General features: G+C 69.5%; 16 protein-coding genes. 12 read left to right on the forward strand and 4 right to left on the reverse strand.

All coding sequences use genetic code 11. The features are described from left to right. Nucleotides 1–12 precede the first annotated feature (12 nt). From ligD to R4Z63_RS22405, 6 genes are all read left to right on the forward strand, one after another. Nucleotides 13–909 (forward strand): non-homologous end-joining DNA ligase, encoded by an 897-nt coding sequence (gene ligD / locus R4Z63_RS22380; RefSeq protein WP_037927864.1) that lies wholly within the window; start codon nucleotides 13–15, stop codon nucleotides 907–909. A gap of 348 nt (nucleotides 910–1,257) precedes the next feature. Beyond that, nucleotides 1,258–1,854 carry a site-specific integrase gene (locus tag R4Z63_RS22385; RefSeq protein WP_384445429.1) on the forward strand — a complete coding sequence of 199 codons (597 nt, stop codon included), beginning with the start codon at nucleotides 1,258–1,260 and terminating at the stop codon, nucleotides 1,852–1,854. Between the two features lie 189 nt (nucleotides 1,855–2,043). Continuing rightward, the gene (locus R4Z63_RS22390) at nucleotides 2,044–2,478 is read left to right on the forward strand and encodes a hypothetical protein (RefSeq protein ID WP_384445431.1); all 435 of its coding nucleotides are present in this window, start codon (nucleotides 2,044–2,046) and stop codon (nucleotides 2,476–2,478) included. Between the two features lie 49 nt (nucleotides 2,479–2,527). After that, the gene (locus tag R4Z63_RS22395; RefSeq protein ID WP_384445433.1) at nucleotides 2,528–2,908 is read left to right on the forward strand and encodes a hypothetical protein; all 381 of its coding nucleotides are present in this window, start codon (nucleotides 2,528–2,530) and stop codon (nucleotides 2,906–2,908) included. Nucleotides 2,909–3,005: 97 nt separating this feature from the next. Next, entirely contained in the window at nucleotides 3,006–3,416 is a 411-nt protein-coding gene (locus tag R4Z63_RS22400; RefSeq protein ID WP_384445435.1) for a hypothetical protein, read from the forward strand. Between the two features lie 99 nt (nucleotides 3,417–3,515). After that, nucleotides 3,516–4,418, forward strand: coding sequence for an ATP-dependent DNA ligase (locus R4Z63_RS22405; protein WP_384445437.1), 903 nt, complete (start codon nucleotides 3,516–3,518; stop codon nucleotides 4,416–4,418). A 547-nt stretch (nucleotides 4,419–4,965) separates the two neighbouring features. Here R4Z63_RS22405 and R4Z63_RS22410 read toward each other — a convergent pair. Together R4Z63_RS22410 and R4Z63_RS22415 are read right to left on the reverse strand one after the other, a co-directional pair. Further along, a complete protein-coding gene (locus R4Z63_RS22410) occupies nucleotides 4,966–5,253 on the reverse strand; it encodes a hypothetical protein (RefSeq protein ID WP_384445439.1) in 288 nt (95 codons plus the stop codon). Between the two features lie 276 nt (nucleotides 5,254–5,529). Then, nucleotides 5,530–8,244 carry a trypsin-like serine peptidase gene (locus tag R4Z63_RS22415; protein WP_384445441.1) on the reverse strand — a complete coding sequence of 905 codons (2,715 nt, stop codon included), beginning with the start codon at nucleotides 8,242–8,244 and terminating at the stop codon, nucleotides 5,530–5,532. Between the two features lie 649 nt (nucleotides 8,245–8,893). On the opposite strand from R4Z63_RS22415, the gene R4Z63_RS22420 reads away from it, so the two are divergent. After that, nucleotides 8,894–9,310: a HEPN domain-containing protein gene (locus tag R4Z63_RS22420; RefSeq protein WP_384445443.1), complete on the forward strand. Its 417-nt coding sequence runs from the start codon at nucleotides 8,894–8,896 to the stop codon at nucleotides 9,308–9,310. 202 nt (nucleotides 9,311–9,512) lie between these two features. Further along, nucleotides 9,513–10,184, forward strand: coding sequence for an ATP-dependent DNA ligase (locus R4Z63_RS22425; protein ID WP_384445445.1), 672 nt, complete (start codon nucleotides 9,513–9,515; stop codon nucleotides 10,182–10,184). A 135-nt stretch (nucleotides 10,185–10,319) separates the two neighbouring features. Here R4Z63_RS22425 and R4Z63_RS22430 read toward each other — a convergent pair whose 3' ends face one another. Further along, the gene (locus R4Z63_RS22430) at nucleotides 10,320–10,715 is read right to left on the reverse strand and encodes a DUF6479 family protein (RefSeq protein ID WP_037927867.1); all 396 of its coding nucleotides are present in this window, start codon (nucleotides 10,713–10,715) and stop codon (nucleotides 10,320–10,322) included. Nucleotides 10,716–10,828: 113 nt separating this feature from the next. Next, on the reverse strand, nucleotides 10,829–11,812 hold the full coding sequence (locus R4Z63_RS22435) for an XdhC family protein (protein ID WP_384445447.1): 984 nt from the start codon (nucleotides 11,810–11,812) through the stop codon (nucleotides 10,829–10,831). A 340-nt stretch (nucleotides 11,813–12,152) separates the two neighbouring features. Between R4Z63_RS22435 and R4Z63_RS22440 the strand changes: the two genes are divergently transcribed. From R4Z63_RS22440 to R4Z63_RS22455, 4 genes are all read left to right on the forward strand, one after another. Next, the gene (locus R4Z63_RS22440; RefSeq protein ID WP_037927872.1) at nucleotides 12,153–12,422 is read left to right on the forward strand and encodes a hypothetical protein; all 270 of its coding nucleotides are present in this window, start codon (nucleotides 12,153–12,155) and stop codon (nucleotides 12,420–12,422) included. A gap of 258 nt (nucleotides 12,423–12,680) precedes the next feature. Beyond that, nucleotides 12,681–13,883: an alpha-hydroxy-acid oxidizing protein gene (locus R4Z63_RS22445; RefSeq protein WP_037927875.1), complete on the forward strand. Its 1,203-nt coding sequence runs from the start codon at nucleotides 12,681–12,683 to the stop codon at nucleotides 13,881–13,883. Next, the gene (locus tag R4Z63_RS22450; protein ID WP_384445450.1) at nucleotides 13,880–14,689 is read left to right on the forward strand and encodes a class I SAM-dependent methyltransferase; all 810 of its coding nucleotides are present in this window, start codon (nucleotides 13,880–13,882) and stop codon (nucleotides 14,687–14,689) included. The genes R4Z63_RS22445 and R4Z63_RS22450 overlap by 4 nt, the downstream gene beginning before the upstream one ends. Before the next feature lie 136 nt (nucleotides 14,690–14,825). After that, entirely contained in the window at nucleotides 14,826–16,232 is a 1,407-nt protein-coding gene (locus R4Z63_RS22455) for a metallopeptidase domain-containing protein (protein ID WP_491522580.1), read from the forward strand. The last annotated feature ends 20 nt before the right edge of the window (nucleotides 16,233–16,252 follow it).

The following is a 16,252-nucleotide window of genomic DNA, read 5'->3' on the forward strand; positions in this document are numbered from 1 at the left end:
CAGTCTCATCGTATGACGCCGATCACATTGGTGGAGGGCCGTCGCATCACGCTCAGCAATCTCGACAAGGTCCTCTACCCGGAGACCGGCTACACGAAGGGCGAGGTGCTCCACTACTACGCCAGCGTGGCGGAGCCCCTGCTGGCCCAGATCCACGACCGGGCGGTCTCCTTCCTGCGCTATCCGGATGGGCCGGACGGCCAGCTGTTCTTCACCAAGAACCCGCCGCCCGGCACACCCGACTGGGTGAGGACCACCCCGGTGCCCCGCTCCGAGGACCCCTCCGCCGCACAGGTGGTCGTCGCCGACATGGCCACCCTCATGTGGGCCGCCAACCTCGTCGTCGAATTCCACGTCCACCAGTGGCCGGCGGGCAGCCCCGCGGTCGCCGACCGCATGGTCCTCGACCTCGACCCCGGCGCGCCCGCGTCCGTCGTCGAGTGCAGCGCCGCCGCCCTGTGGCTGCGCGAGCGGCTCGCCGCCGACGGGCTCGACGCCTGCGCCAAGACCTCCGGCTCCAAGGGGCTGCACCTGGCCGTGCCGCTGGAGCCGACCCCGTCCTCGCAGGTGTCCGCGTACGCCAAGCAGCTCGCCCAGGAGGCCGAGCGCGAGCTCCCCGACCTCGTGGTCCACCGCATGGCCAAGGCCCTGCGCCCCGGCAAGGTCTTCGTCGACCACAGCCAGAACGCAGCCGCGAAAACCACCGCCGCCGCCTACACCCTGCGCGCGCGGGCCCGCCCCACCGTCTCCGCGCCCGTGTCCTGGGCCGAGGTCGAGGCCTGCCGCACCCCCGCCGACCTGGTCTTCCTCGCCGATGACATCGGGCCGCGGCTGCTGCGCGACGGCGACCTCTTCGCCCCGCTGGCCGATCCCGCGCGAGGTCGCCCGCTCCCCAAGGTCCGGCCGTGATCCGGGTGGCGCTGGCCGCCGCGGTCCCCGTCCTGCCGCGTGGGGCGGGACTGGCGTACGAGCCGAAGTTCGACGGTTCTCCAGACACTTTGACATGTCTCATCCGGGTGACTCTCCGCGCCTCCCCGTAGCCGTTCACGTGATCGTCCGTTGGGGTGACTGCGTGGTTCTTCGGAACGACGGCAGCGTCCCTCGGAGGGTTTTGTGTAGCTGTTCTTCACCAACAAGCGGAAAGTCTGGAAGGTCGGGGAGATCGCCGGCCTGAGTCACGCCCAGCTCACGGATCTTTTCGAGCGACGTCGCATACCCGCAGGTACACCGATCCTGCTCGACCAGGAGATGCGCCCGGTGGAGCCGCTCTCGACTTGGTTTCGGAAGATCGCCTTGGGTGGCCTGGACGCGAAGACCATGCGGTCGTACGCGTACACCGTTCTGATGTTGCTGAACTTCCTGGCGGCGCGCGGGCTGGATCTGCGCTCGGCCACTGAGTCGGACATTCAGGAGTTCCGACAGTGGCGACGCGAGGACGCGGAGGAAACCGTAGGGGAGGCGACCTGGGACCGTGATTCGGCAGCCATCAGCGGGCTCTACGACTTCTTGCTCCAGGACGGCTTTGTCGAGGTCCGCCCCTGGCGGGCGACCGGGCGGAGGGCGGTACTACGCAGCGGGACCAACCGTGACCTGCGGGTTCGGCACATGGAGATGGAGCAGTACCTCTACTGCCGGGACGTGGGTTTCGGCGGGCTGGCACCGGACGCGCAACTGGACGAGACATTCCGTGGATGGCGACCGCACCGCAACCGGGCGGCATGCGAACTCGCGCTCATGACCGGCATGCGCATCCAGGAGTGGGCCACCCTCCTGCTGCCGGAGCTCGGGCTGGAAACCGGCCTGGAAGATCCGCACAGTCGAGGGAGACCGGCTCTTCAGGGCCTGGGTCGCTGACCCCAATCACGTGGTTCCCTTGCACGCGGCCGGCGCGGTCGAGGGGCCGGTCAACTGGTCGCTGCTGTGCTGGATGATCGGCGCCGAGCCAAGGCATGCCCGCCTTTTCGGAACGTCGTCCCGGCCCGGCCGAGAACGCCGGGCGGTCGTCGAACAACTCGTCGCGGCGGCCGTACGCAGATGGGCCTGGTGGTTGACCTCGTCCAGGTGCCACGGCCCGATGGAAGCCGCGGCCCGTGGCATGATTCGTTACAGCCCCGCGATCTGTGGCTGGAGTGCGTCGCCCTGCGCAATGCCTGCTACGTCTTCGTCGCCGCGCTGTCGATGATGCGGGACTGCGAGATCCGAGAGATCGTCAAGGGTGGAGTCGTGGAGCACTACGGCACCCCGGCGGTGAAATCGACCAAGCGGAAACTGGACCCGGACCTGCCCACGAAGCACTGGTGGATCATTGTACCGGTCGCCGACGCCATCGACGTCGCCTCCCAGCTCTCTCAACACGACGAATTGGCTTTCGCGTCCGCGAGTCCGCGATCGACCGGCGAGGGATTCGTCAGCGGGCACGCGGGTCGCCGACTTCATCGCCCACGTCAATCGTTCCCGTCACATCACAGGCCTCGATGAGATCCCGCAGCAGAACGTCACGCCCCACATGTTCCGCCGGACGATGGCCATGCTCACCAAGGACTTCCCCGGCTCTGAGATCGCGGTCGGCATGCAGCTCAAGCACGCCGCCACCCGAGCCCTGGCCAACCGCACCACGCAGGGCTACATGGATCAGGACCCGTCCTGGGCCCGCCAACTCGACACCGCCATCGAGGAGCGCCGGTTCCAGCGGCTCAAGGATCTCTACACCGCCGACAGCCGTGGCGAGAACATCGGTTTTGGACCCGGAGCCGAGCGAATGCGAGAGGCATTCGCGGCCGTCCGGCAGCAGGCCGAAACTCTCCGCAGCACCGGAAAGGCCCAGCGCGGCGACATTCGCGTCGAATTCGACCTCCTGCGACGCACCCGGATCTCCATCCGTTTCGGCAAGCTGAACGCTCCTCCTTGATCAGGTTGCTCGACACGCCCAAGATCCCCAAGAACCGGCGGGCCCTACTCGACGCGCAACTGCACGATGTCGAGCTCATGATCAAGAGGGCGGACCCGTGACCGTGTCACCCAGCGCCAAGCAGGCGCTTCAGGAAGCTATGGAACGGCTCCTGTCGGGTAAACCGGAACGAACCGACGGCGCACTCACCAAGAACAACCTCTGGCGCGAGGCCGGGGTCAGCAGAGCCACGATGAACCGCGCAACCTCAGTCCTCGCCGAATGGGACAGCCGAGTCGACGAGAGTCCGGCGACCGCCCTGGATCGCCAGCGCCGCGAGGAGCTCAGCGAACTGCGCGGCAAACTCCGCAAGAGCCGCCAGGAATGCCAGAAGCTCCAGGACCAGGTCGACGCCGCTGCCACCGTCATCACGGCCCTGCTGGCCGAGAACGCGGCATTCCGCGAACAACTGACCAAGCGATCAGCCGTAGTCATCCCACTGGACCGCGCTCACGCTATCCGTGAATGAAGTTTCGGGCCGGGCGGGGTGAGGCTGTTCCGGTGACAGGCCGGCCGGACCAGCGAGCCCCACTCTATGCCGAAGGCCGGGCAGACAGACCCTGGCGGAATGGATGAGAGTTCGCCGCAGGTGGTCCTTCAACCGCCCATCGATGTCATGCGTCCGCGGCCGGCCGATCAGATCCCCGAGCAGGACAGCATGCCTGGGGGTCTTCAGTACTCCCTCAAGCTGGATGGGTTTCGCGCACTCGCCTTCATCCTGGAGGGTGGGAGAGTGTTCTTGCAGTCACGATCCGGGAGGGACCTCACCAAAGAGTTCCCGCAGGTTTCCGCGCACCTGCATCAGAATCTACCGCCCGGAATCGTCCTGGACGGCGAGCTCTGCGCCTACCGCGACGGGCGACTGAACTTCACTGATCTGCTTCGGTCCCGCGCCGATCGTGAGCGGTCAGGAATTCCGGTCTACTACATCGCCTTCGACATCCTCGCCATCCCGGGGACGGACGTCAGGGGCCTGCCGCTGTGGCAGCGGTGGGAACTCCTCGGTGGGGCTTTGGCCGATGCCGAGCCGCCCCTCCAGCGTGTGCTGGCCACGTTGGACGAGGAGACCGCACGCCTCTGGTTTCGCGAAATGAGGGCCGTGGGCGTCGAAGGCATCGTGGCTAAGTCGCTCAGTTCGACCTATCAGCCGGGGGAGACATGGGCCTGGAGGAAGATCAGGCACTCCGATACCCGAGACGGCAGGATCATCGGCGTATTCGGCCCGGTGGAACGACCGCACGGCCTTCTCGTGGAGTTGTCCGACGGGCGAGCGGTGAAGACTTCTCCTCGCCTGACGGGGGCTCAAGCGCGGCAAGTCGGCGAATCGGTACGCGGTCTCCTGGGTGACCGGACAGAACATCCAGATCACGGGACCGTCACGGCGGTCGTCGAGCCCGTCCTGGTCGAAGTGCGTGAGACGGTCGGTCGCCACGAGACAGTCAAGTTCGTGCGTGTGCGGTTCGAGGGGTGAGGCGGCGGGGCCGAGCCAGCCTCCCGTGTCCGAAGCCAGCACGATGGGTTGTGGGTGACGAGAGAAGAGTTTCCATGGACTCGCGCATAGCCCGCGTGCGGCGCGAACTCGCCAAGGTTCCGTTTCAGCCGCGCCGCAGCCACTCCTTCGGTGAAGAGCATCACGCGTGTCGACTCGGCCCACGGCTGAGTGAAGTGCAGGTCAGCGCATTCGAAGCTGAGCATCGCATCGACCTTCCGGATGCCTACCGGCGCTCCGCCCTTCGTGTATTGCCGCGGTCACCAACAGGCAGCGAGCACACTGGGCCGCCAGTTCGGGTTTACCGGTCCGGAGGCTTATAGGTGGTCAGGCGACGGCTCGTGAGGGACTGCACAGGAGGCTGCTCCCACCGCTCAGAGCAGGCAGCAATTCGTCCTCACAGCGTGCAGCGAGGTGTTCGCGCTTGGTCCGGCTGTGCCGCTCTTCAGCTTCTATGATGACCGAGTCCGCCGCGCATGCGCCGTGGCCTGGTGTGCAGTGGGCATCTGGCAGCACGAGAGGCTGCAGGCTAGCAGCCCTCGATGCCGTTAGCACAGCCGTGCACGTCGGCTCGCTCAAGGGTCTTGAGGTTCCAGACGAGCAGGCCTTGGGGCTCGGTCTTGCCTTTCGCCGGCGCGACGGTCACGGTCACAGGCGTTCCGGCGGGGAAGTTGACGCGGACAGCGTCGGTACCTTTGCAAGCAACGTCGAACTGCCTTTTCGACGTGCCGCGGGTCACGAGGAGCGTCACTTTGGAAACCTCGTCGCTGTCGCACACGATGTCGAAACGGTACGGCTTGTCGCCGCTGGTCTCCATCGTTTCATGCAGGCCCGAGGCCACATGCGGAGCGCCCGATTCGACGAGGCGTGTAGGGGTGTCATCGTCTTTCAGGATCGCCTGTGCACTTTGCAGGGCGTCGTCTGGCTCCCATTCAGTTCCTGGTACATACGGTGGCGTTTCATCGCTTGTGCACCCGGCGAGAGCAGCAGCGACGGCTAAGGCTATAAGGGGCCTTGGTATCCGCATGATGGCGTCCTCGGTTCAGGTCGTGGGGCCCCACGCGATGTGGGCGGGGCCCCTCGGCTGCTGGTTCTAGTGGCTGCGGCGATACAGTTCCGGTCCACATACCTTCGCACAGGGGTCGTCCGGTCGGACGGCACTCTGTGCCCTGGCTGCCCACGCTGCCGCGGGCGGGGGTACGAGCTGGTACTCCCGGCCGATGGCGCCGGCCTGGGTGTTGCCGTACATGGTGACCTCGCCGTCAGACCAGCGGACGAACAGGTCGTCCTCCCAGTCGTTCATGCCGTACTCGCCGAGGGTGATGACACGTGCGTGGGTCCAGGTGGAGCTTGACTCGATGACTTGCTCGTTCTGCAGACGTCCGGAGTTCACGTCGGGGAAGACGCTCACCCTTCCGCTGGCCCATACGACGAGCAGGTCGTGGTTGGGGTCGGTGCCGTTGCTGTCGCCGTCGAGGTCACCGCCGGTGATGAGGCTTGCGGTCTTCCACTGGTCGTTCGGGGCGGCGAGCTGCTCCTCGGCGTGCAGGCCGTTGCCGTCGATGTCGATGTACTTGGTGACCTCTCCGTCGTTCCAGCGGACGATGAGGTCGTCGGGCCACTGGTTGCCCCCGTACTTGCCGGTGGCGAATCCGCGAGCGTACTCCCACACCGAGTGCGGTGCGGCAATCGTGATCTCGTTGGGAAGGTGCTGGTCCAGGGCTGTCGGGAGCCTGGTGCTCTCGCTGATGTCCGGGTAGAGGGTGACTTCGCCGTCGACCCACTTGACCATCAGGTCGTATGCGTTGGTCCCTGCGTAGTCGCCGGTGGTGATGACGTCGGCGTAGTTCTTCCACATGTCGTTGGGCTTGGCCAGCTGAGTTTCGCAGGGCGCATCGGGCTTGCAGCCTGTGTGGAATCCGAAGTTCTGGTCTCCGGGGTAGAGTGTGACTTCTCCGTCGTCCCACTTGACGATGAGGTCCGAGTCGCCGAACTGCTGGGAGCTGGTGTGGAACGTCCCTGAGGCGGCGCCGTTGGCGTGCTTCCAGAGGTCCGCGCTGCCCATCGTCGCATCGCCGTTGGGGGTGTCGGGCGCGTAGTCGTTCACCGCCTGGTTGTACAGGCGGATGATATCCGCGTCGAACTGCGAGGAGTAGGACTCGTCGTCGATCGTTCCACCGGTCTTCCAGCCACCGATGACCCCGATCACGTCACCGCGCTGGCCGTCGAAGTTGCGGATGAACGGGCCCCCAGAGACACCGCCGGCGTAGCCCTTGCAGGCGATCTTCAGGAATCGACCGGAGTACCCGGTGGTGTTCGTCGACGGGCACACGAGCGGAGCCTTGGACCCTCCGGGGAACCCGAACAGGCTCACGTTCTTCTGGTTGAACTGGCTCGATTGGAGCGTGGTGAGGGTGTTGCCCATGCCGGTGGCGTTCTCCAGGAACTGGCCCTTCGCATTGGGGCCGGTCTTCAGGAACGCGAAGTCAAGGTCATCTGCCTTCGACGGCCCCTGCGACAGGTACCGGCCGTCGATCCAGATCTTTCCCCGCTCGATCGGGAAGACGCCATACGGCGCGATGCCACGCTCCTTCGGATTCGCGGGGTCCGGCTTCCAGCCGGGAGCGAACGCCAGGCGCTTGAAGCGGTCGTTGTCGCTGAGGCAGTGCGCAGCTGTGAGTACCAGCGACTTCGTCGGCGAGGCGACGACGCTCGCAGAGCAGAACTGGTCGCGGCCGCCGGGGTCCGCCTGGGGGTCGTCGTCCTCATTGATGAGGAACACGCCGACGGTGGCCACGCCGTTGTTGTCGAAGTGGGACGGCGCGACGGCGGCCACGCCGTTCTCCCGCGCGGCGCTGGCGTCGGACGTCTTGCCGCCATCCACCGGGACGGCCTTGGCGATGCGCTCGGGTGTCCAGTACGCCTCCGCCTCCTTCGCGGCCGCGATCTGGGCGGGGGTCGCCTTCATCCCGGCGCCGTCAGAAGGGCTCGGGTCGACAGGCTTAGGGGGCGTGGCAGGGGTGCCGGAAGGCGTCGGGCGGGGTGGCACCTGTGAGGGGCTCGTGCCCGGCGGGGTGATCGGTGGTGTGACGGCTGGTTTGCTGCCGCGGACCGCCTCCTCGTAGAGCTCTTGGACCGTGGCATCGAGGTACGGGCTGTAGACCGCGGAGAGGCGGTCAGGTGAAGTGATGCGCTCCGAGGCGCCGATGATGCTGCCAACACGTGTCTTGGTGTCGTAGTCGGTGATGAACGCCGAGCCGTCCGCGAGCTCTGTGCCGGGCTTGCCGCAGTCGAGCCGCAGGTACGGACTCTCGGAGCCGACTATGTCTACCTTGGATGTGTCACCGATGCATGTCTTTACCGGTTCTTCCGAGATGCCGTGGCCGGCGACTCGAACACCCTTGTGCGTGTACTCGGCACCCGTCAGGAGACGGTGACCGGGAACTGTGTCCTCAAGCTGATCGCCCTTGATGCCCTTGTCGACCGTCGCGAAGCCGACACCGGAGCGAGAAGAGGCATCCCCCGACTGACCCTGGCCCCGGGAGCCGGTCCACACCATGGGCCGGTTGCCCTGCTGCTTGACGGTATAGACGCCCTTGGGCGCCTCCAGAGCACCTGAGGCGTTCTTCAGGACGTACGGAGCAAAAGCGAGCTTGTCCTCGACGTCTCCGGTCAAGCAGTTGGCAGCCGTCATTAGAAGGTTCCGGTGGGGGCTGGAGACGACGCTCGCACCGCAGAAGTAGACAGTCCCCTTGGAAAATCGGAAGAGCACCCCGGCGTCCGGCCCGTCCGCGTTCTGCGTCGGCACACGCGAACCGAGCGTCTCCGCCGCCGGCGCCGTGCCTGCAGCAGGCGGGGGCTTCCACAGCCGGGCCGCTGCCATCTGCTTCGGGGATAAGAGGGCTTGCGCCTCCTTCGCCGTCCAGGACAAAGCGGCACCGGGCGGCAGCCCTGTGGGCGAAGGCGCCGGGGCCGAGGGCTTCGCCGCCGCGCCTGTTGCGGCGGACACGAGAACCACTGCCGTACACGCTCCGACCCCTACTACCGATCGGAGCGGAAATCTCACTCGCACTCACTCAACCCTTTCGTCGAACCGCCCGGGCCCACCTCTGTGAACCCAAACCTGCGGATGAGTGGTCGAACGTAGAGTCGATTCGGTGGTGTGCACGTGCCTTTTTGACGGTCGGGCGTCGTCCTGGCCCGATACCTCCGTCGGCCTCCGTTCCGCTCCCGCCCGCCCAGAGCCGGCGAAGTCTGCCGAAGCTCAGCTCATGACGGGATCTTGGAGCGTCTCCCTTTGCCGGCTGCCGGGCTCCGCAGCTTCGGAGAGAGACGGCTGTGATTGGCGAGAAGCCGAGGGCCGGGCGGTACCCGCGGTGTACCGCGAGGTGGGCTCCGGCAGGGCATGTTGAGAGCGCGCTGAGCCGTCCTCAGATGGCGAGCCGTCTTGCCGCCACGTGGTGCTCGCCAAGAACCCGCAGGCGGCCTGGTCCATGGCGGACAACGGATGGCGCACGGAGCTGCAGTCCCGCTTCCAGGCACTCCAGATCGAGCGCAACACGACTCTCAACACGCCGAAAACGTGGAACATCAGCAAGCTCTTCGCGGACGCCATCGGCATCGAAGACGTGGACAAGCACTGGTACTGGAAGGGGGTGAGCGTCGAAGGCGCAGCTGCCAAGCTGGGCGCCCTCGTCACGCTTCGCGGCGGCATCGCTCATCGCGGTTCGTCCGCTTCCTGCGTCACTAAAGGGCAGGTCGAGCAGTACTACGCCCACGTCAAGCGCCTCGTCGCTTGCGCGGAGGCCCAGGTCACCGCCGAACTACTCGCAGTGACGGGATCGTTGCTCTGGGTTGAAGTGGAGGCTGATTAAGGCTGGTAGGCGGGGCAACGCCCAGACTTTGATGTGTCTCATGAGACACATCAAAGTCTGGAGAACGACGGACACCGGCTGGTCATCACCCGTTCGGCGGCCGACGTGACGCTCCAGGCCCGCTCCGGGCGGATTGTGACCAGTGCGTTCCCCGGCCTGGCGGCGGCAGCGCTGCAGTTGCCCGCGGGGACGGTCCTCGACGGTGGGGTGGTGGTCTGGCACTCGGGCCGCACCGACTTCGCGCTGGTACAGCGGCGCGGCGGCCACGGCGGCCCGGGCCGCCGTGCTGGCGCAGAGCCTGCCGGCCTCGTACGCCGCCTTCGACGTGCTGGAACTGGCCGGGCTGGACGTGCGCGCCCGCCCGTACGAACGCCGGCGGGCCCTCCTCGTCGATCTGCTCCTCCCCCTCGGGCCGCCCCTCCAGCCCGTCCCGATGACGACCGACCCGGAGCTGGCCGCCACCTGGTACGAGACGCTCCCCGCCAGCGGTATCGAGGGCCTCGTCGTCAAGAGGCTGGACCAGGCCTACCCGGCCGGGCGGCGCGGCTGGCAGAAGGTGCGGCACACCGACGTCCGGGACGCCGCGGTCGTCGGCTACACGGGAACCCCGCGCCGGCCCCTCGCCCTGGTGCTCGTCCTGCCGGTCGGGGACGAGACCCCACTGGTGTCGAGCCCGCTGACGGCGGCGCTGCGCCGGGAGGTGGCCGAGGCCGCCGCCGCGCGCGGATCCGCGGGGCCGCAGGGCACGGTCACCGCCATCGGGCTCGGCGAGGTCCCCTACCGCGCCCTGGACCCGCCGCTCACTGCGGAGGTCCGACACGCCTCGGCCCGGCACCCGCCGCCGGAGGTGCTCCGGCTGCGGGCGGACCTCTGAAGGACGGACCTGGACGGACCGTTCCGGGGGCGGACCTGCGGGGGCGGACCTGCGAGGAGGGAAGGGCACTGACCCGCGCGGGCGGCGCGGGTCAGCGGCCTTCGGGTCGCCGTCCTCCCGGGGCGGACGGCCGGGTCAGGAGTGCGCCCCGCGCCCGGCGTTCGGCGGAGCCCCGGGCTGCGGGTGCGGACCGGGCCCTTCGGGCAGCTTGTACCCGGACTCGCGCTCCTTGCGGACCTCCTCCGGATGGCTGGAGGTGGTGGACCCGAAGTTTCCGTAGCCCTGCATCTCGTGCGGTCTCAGGCCACCCTCGGGGATCTCCACCTGGTCCCGTTCCTCGCGGACTTCGTAGACCGCTCCGCCCTCCGGCAGGCGGGGCTGCTCCTCGGCGGCGGGGGGTGGCGGCTCCTTGGCCCGGACCAGCTGGCCCAGCTTGAAGCCGCCGAGCAGCAGGGCGACGACGGCCAATCCGATGACCGGGAACCACGCGACATCCGTCAGGATCGAGTCCACGCTCAGGATCATGTCCATACGGAGCATTTTCTCTCACAACATCAGATTGCGCGCTTTTCGGGCGATCGGCGTCTGAAGCCGCGCAGGACGCGGGACGTGTGGCGCGACGAGGCGCGTGCGGGGATTCGGGCTCAGGTGTTGATCGGGCCGTCGGCGTCCCGCAGCGCACCCGCCGGGCGTGCCCCCAACACCCCGAGGATCTCGGCGCAGATCGCCAGGGCGGTCTCCGCCGGGGTGCGCGCGCCGAGATCGAGCCCGATCGGCCCGTGCACACGGGCCAGTTCCGCCTCGGTGACCCCGGCCGCCAGCAGCCCGTCCCTCCGGCGTGCCGTCGTCCGCCGCGACCCGAGCGCCCCGACGTACGGGACCCCCGCGGCCAGCGCCGCACGCAGCGTCGGCACGTCGAACCGCTCGTCGTGGCTCAGCATGACCACGCACGCGGCGTCCCGGCGCGCTTCGATCACCTCCACCGCAGGCCCGGCGGCCTCGACCCGCACCGCCTCCCAGCCCAGCAGCAGTGCCTGCCGTTCGATGACGGCCGCCAGCTCACCGCCACCGCCGATGACCACGTACGGGGCCGACGGGTGTGCCTCGACCAGGACCAGCCCGGAATCCCCGTACAGGGCGTCCCGCCCGGCCCGCCGCGTGGCCAGGAGCTCCGCGGCCCGCCGACCGGCATCGCCGTCCGGCACCGCGGTGGCCCGTACGACCTCGCTGGACGCCTGGTCCGCGGCCCCGTTCAGGCGGGTCACCAGCGCCACCCCGACCCCCTCCCCGAGCAGTTGCCACCACTCGGCGGGAATCGCCGCGAGCGGCTGGAGCAGCACCTCGGCCTGCCCGCCGCAGGTCAGCTTCGCCGCCACGGCCTCGTCCCCTGCCACGGACACCTCGCACACCCGCGCGGTGGCCCCGGGAGCCATGGCCGCGACCTCGGCGGCGAGTTCCGCATCGAACACTCCTCGGTACAGGCTGCCGACGCACTCCCCGCGCACGTCGACGAGCAGGGCCCCGGCGGGGTCCCGCGGCCCGAAGCCCTGCTCGGTGACGGGCCGGGCCAGATACCCCGCCCGGCCCTCGGCCACCCACCGCCGCGCCGTCTCCACCAGCTCACGCATCGTGCCGCCCCATCCACTCCGTGCTCTCCCGCAAAGCACCAGGTCAGCGGCGCATTGCGGCCTCACCGTCCACCCTAGACACCCCGGCGCCCCGCCCCCACCCCCCGAACCCACAGCTTCCCCGGGTTCCCCCTCGTACGGACCGCCCGAACCAGGAGGCCCGAGGCGGACGGGGCGCGACGGGCACCGGTGCGGTCTCCGGCGGGGCGCGGCCGACGGGCGGGCGATCCGGTCCGCCGGCGAGCAGGTTTCCGCCTGTGGCCGGATTTCGCCTTCTGTCGTCGGTCGCGCACGGTGTGTAGCTTCCAGGTGTCGCGTCACAGACGGAGGAGGACGGGCGATGCCTGCGGTGACCGCGGAACCGGGCCACGCGTACCGGCTGAGGAACAAGCCCACCGGTCGCCATCTGACCGGCGCAGCCTTCGGTGCGAGCACCTGCGCGACGGTCCACCCGTCCGTCGCGAGCGGCCACGGACGGCCCGCCCAGGGCATCCGGTTCCGCGCCGACCGCTACGTCCTGGAGCGCACCGAGGGCAGCACGGCGAGGGAGCGGCGGACCACCACCGACCGGGACACGGGCGACAGCGTCCACCCTCCTGCCACCGGCTGAGCGCCGCCGAGGCGAACTGGTCGGCGGCACGCCCGCAGCAGCAGCCGCCCGAGCCCCCGGCATCCGCCGACCGCTGCCGTCCGCTCGCCACCGTCCGCTCGCCGATCCGTCCGCTCGCCGATCCGGCGGGGCTCGGACTCGGACGGGCGGGCAGGGACCTGCTTCTCCACGGGTGGCATCCGCAGAACACGACAGGCCGTGCCTCGCCCGCCGCACTCGTCGGCCGGCGGGGTGCGTTTCACCTACAGGAGTGCCCGATTGCCGTACGCAGGTGGCTACCAGAGCCAGGTCTTCGCCGCAGGCGGAAGCCCCTTCCCCTTCACTTCCCGCGGACTGGAGGACGCGGCGCGCCAGGCGCTGCCACGCCCCCGCTTCGACTACATGGCGGGGGGCGCCGGGCAGGAGCGGACGGTGGCGGCCAATGAGGACGCCTTCGCGCGCTGGGGCCTGAACTACCGGATCCTCCGGGACGGGGCGGCCGGCGACCCCTCGTGCACGGTCCTGGGGACGCCCATGGCGGTGCCGGTGATGCTGGCCCCGGCCGGAGTGGCCGATCTGGCCCATCCGGAGGCCGAACGGGCGGCGGCACGGGCCGCGGCCGACACGGGCGTCGTGCAGGTGCTGTCGTCGGCGACTTCGACCCCGCTGGAGGAGGTCGCCGAGGCCGCCCCCGGAGGACGAAGGTGGTTCCAGTTCGCCTGGCCCGATGACGAGAAGCTCGCCCGTTCGCTCCTCGCGCGGGCGGAGGACGCCGGGTACCGCGCCGTCGTCCTCCAGGGGGACTGCCACGTCGCGGGCTGGCGCACCCGCGAACTCGACTCCGGCTTCTTTCCGTTCCAGCACGGCCACGGAATCGGGAACTACCTCTCGGATCCGCGGTTCTGCGAACTGGCCGGAACGGGTGCTCCGCCGCCCCGGGGCGCCGCTCCCGACCAGGCGGTCATCCGGGCCGCCGCGGCCACCTGGAACCGCCTCTACACGCGCCCCGCGTTCCGCCCCGCGGACCTGGAACTCCTGCGTTCCTGGACCGACCTGCCCGTGGTCGTGAAGGGGGTCTGCCGGTCGGACGAGGCGACCGCGCTGACCGACGCGGGCGTCGACGGGATCATCGTCTCCAACCACGGAGGCCGACAGCTGGACAGCGGAGTGGCGGCGCTCGACTGCCTGCCCGGGGTGGTCGAGGCCGTCGCCGGCCGGGTGCCCGTCCTCTTCGACTCGGGCGTCCGTACCGGGACCGACGTCCTGATCGCCCTCGCGCTGGGGGCGAGTGCCGTCCTGATCGGCCGGCCTTGGCTCTACGGCCTCGCCATCGGCGGACAGGACGGCGTCGCGCACGTCCTGCGCTGCCTGGAGGCCGAGTTCACAGGTGCGCTCACCCTCACCGGACATCGGCGCCCCGGCACCCTCTCGCCCGCCGATCTCACGCCCGTCACCGCCCACCGACCCCGGAGTGCCCGATGACCGCACGCACCGAACGCACCGAACGCTACGGCGACGAGATCTTCAGCCACACCGGCAAGGACGAGAGGGACCGGCTCTCCGCCCTGGCGGACGTCCTGGACCCGGTCTCCGTCGACGCCCTGGCCGCGCCCGGGCCCGGTTCCGTGCGCCGCTGTCTGGAACTCGCCGCCGGAACGGGCAGCGTGGCCCTCCGGATGCTCGACCTCTTCCCCTCCGCCCACGTGACGGCGACCGAACTCGATCTGCGCTTCCTCGAAGGGATGCGCGGGGACCGCCTGGGCGTCCTGCGGCACGACGTCACCACGGACGAGTTTCCCGAAGGCTCCTTCGACGTGATCCACGTCCGCTACCTCCTGCACCACCTGCCCGACCGCGCCGAGGTCTTCCGCCGGATCGTCCGCTGGCTCGCGCCCGGCGGCCGCCTGGTCATCGAGGAGCCGGCGCTGTTCTCCCTGGAGGCCGCGCGGGACGAGGTCTACCGGCGGGTCTCCCTGGGCGCCCTGCGGGTCCTGGCCGACCGCATCGGGACCGACTGCACCGACTGGGGTCCGGACCTGCCCCGTACCGCCGCCGCCCACGGCCTCACCGGCATCGGCCTGCGCACCACCGTGCCGACGGTCGCGTACGACACCCCGATGGGCCGCTTCTGGCGCCTGACCCTCGACCATCTCGGTCCGGGCATCGCCGCGCTCCCCGGGGTCCACACCGACGACGTCCCGACCGTCCTCGACCGGCTCTCACGCCCCGGGTTCATCGAGATGGGCATGGCCACGGTCACCCTCACCGCAACCAAACCCGCGTTCTGACAAGGGGCCGCACACCCCGATCTCCCGCGACGGGCGATCGCTCGAAGATAACGACTGGGTAACGCCGCACCAGGGTGCGGCGGGCGTGCGCTCTCTCCCAGTGAATCAGCCTTCGAGCCATGGGAGCACAGAGCGCATGAACACGAACATCGGCAGGTTCCTGGCCGCCGCGGCGTCCCTCACCACGCTGGCGGTCGGGGCCTCGGCTTCCCCGGCCGCGGCGGCCGACGAGGGCAAGACCGGGCGCGTCCTGGTCGTCGTGGCGAACTTCGCCGACCGCGCGCACCCGGACGCGGCCGCGATGCGGACGGACGCCGTCGACAAGTACTTCGGCGCGGGCGAGTCGCTGTCCACGTACTTCAGTGAGACGTCGCGTGGCCGGTTCACCTTCGGGCCCGCCGCCAAGGAGAAGGTCCTCGGTCCGTTGACCCTGAAGGAGAAGGCCGGTTGCGGTGGCAACGGCCAGCTGCGGATGGTCCGTGAGGATGTCGAGGCGCAGGTCGCGGCGAAGGGCCTGGTGCGGGGGAAGGACTGGGACTACCTGTCCATCGTCCTGCCCCACATCAGTTGCTACTGGTCCGGCATGGGATCCATCGGTGGCCGCTACACCTGGCTGAACACGGGGGACAACAAGGTGTCCGAGACGACGATCCGGCACGAGTTCGGCCACAACATCGGCTTCGGCCACCAGATCCGCTACCAGTGCAAGGACGGCAACCTCGTCGACTGCAACGACCGTGCCGCCGTCGAGGGCAGGTCGCCGATGGGCGGCAACGGGGCGGCCGGCCTGTCCGCCAACCAGCTGATCCGGATGGGCTGGCTGGAGACCGCCGAGCACCAGCGTGCCACCGGCTCGGGCACCTGCAGCATCAAGGCCCTCTACGGATCCCAGAAGGGCACCCGGGCGCTGGAGATCCCGATGGGGAACCAGCAGAGCCTGCTCCTGGAATACCGCCGTCCGTCCGGCCACCTCGACAAGAACCTCGACGGCGTCTACGCCTACCGCGTGACCGAGGGCCGCTACCACACGGCGGTGCCGATCGTGCTGTCCACGACCGAACGCAGCGCCGGCATCACCGAACTCCGTGACAACGCCTCCAAGGTGACCGTGAAGATCACCGGCAAGACCGCGGACGCGGCCACCGTCGCGGTCGGCCTCGACGGCAAGGCCCCGGCCGCGGGCGCCGCGCCGAGCGACCCCGTCGCGCCGGAGGAAGCGGCCGGCAAGACCGCGCCGCTGGAGGTGACCGACCCGGCCGTGCCCACCGGTCCCGCCGACGTCGACGAGAGCGGCACCGACGGCTCGCACGAGCACCAGGAGCAGGGCGCCGCCGCCCCGGGCGCCGCCGGGACCTCGGAGGCCGTCGCGTCCGGGAAGGCCGGCAAGGCTCCCGGTCTCGCGGGCCAGAACCTCGCCTCGACCGGCAGCGACGGCACCACGCTCACCCTGACCGCCCTCGGCGGCGGTGCGCTCCTGATCGGCGGCGCGTTCGTCGCGACCCGCCGCGCCCGCTCCCGCCGCGGAGCCACGCAGGCCAACTGACCACTCTCCAGGCGGCGTCC

This window comes from Streptomyces sp. PL-29, assembly GCF_058344425.1.

What these genes read in the sequence shown, in the direction of transcription:
- ligD (WP_037927864.1), top strand. Translation starts at nt 13, where the DNA reads ATGACGCCGATCACATTGGTGGAGGGCCGTCGCATCACGCTCAGCAAT.
- R4Z63_RS22395 (WP_384445433.1), top strand. Translation starts at nt 2,528, where the DNA reads ATGCTCACCAAGGACTTCCCCGGCTCTGAGATCGCGGTCGGCATGCAG.
- R4Z63_RS22405 (WP_384445437.1), top strand. Translation starts at nt 3,516, where the DNA reads ATGGATGAGAGTTCGCCGCAGGTGGTCCTTCAACCGCCCATCGATGTC.
- R4Z63_RS22410 (WP_384445439.1), bottom strand. Translation starts at nt 5,253, where the DNA reads ATGGAGACCAGCGGCGACAAGCCGTACCGTTTCGACATCGTGTGCGAC.
- R4Z63_RS22430 (WP_037927867.1), bottom strand. Translation starts at nt 10,715, where the DNA reads ATGGACATGATCCTGAGCGTGGACTCGATCCTGACGGATGTCGCGTGG.
- R4Z63_RS22435 (WP_384445447.1), bottom strand. Translation starts at nt 11,812, where the DNA reads ATGCGTGAGCTGGTGGAGACGGCGCGGCGGTGGGTGGCCGAGGGCCGG.
- R4Z63_RS22440 (WP_037927872.1), top strand. Translation starts at nt 12,153, where the DNA reads ATGCCTGCGGTGACCGCGGAACCGGGCCACGCGTACCGGCTGAGGAAC.
- R4Z63_RS22450 (WP_384445450.1), top strand. Translation starts at nt 13,880, where the DNA reads ATGACCGCACGCACCGAACGCACCGAACGCTACGGCGACGAGATCTTC.
- R4Z63_RS22455 (WP_491522580.1), top strand. Translation starts at nt 14,826, where the DNA reads ATGAACACGAACATCGGCAGGTTCCTGGCCGCCGCGGCGTCCCTCACC.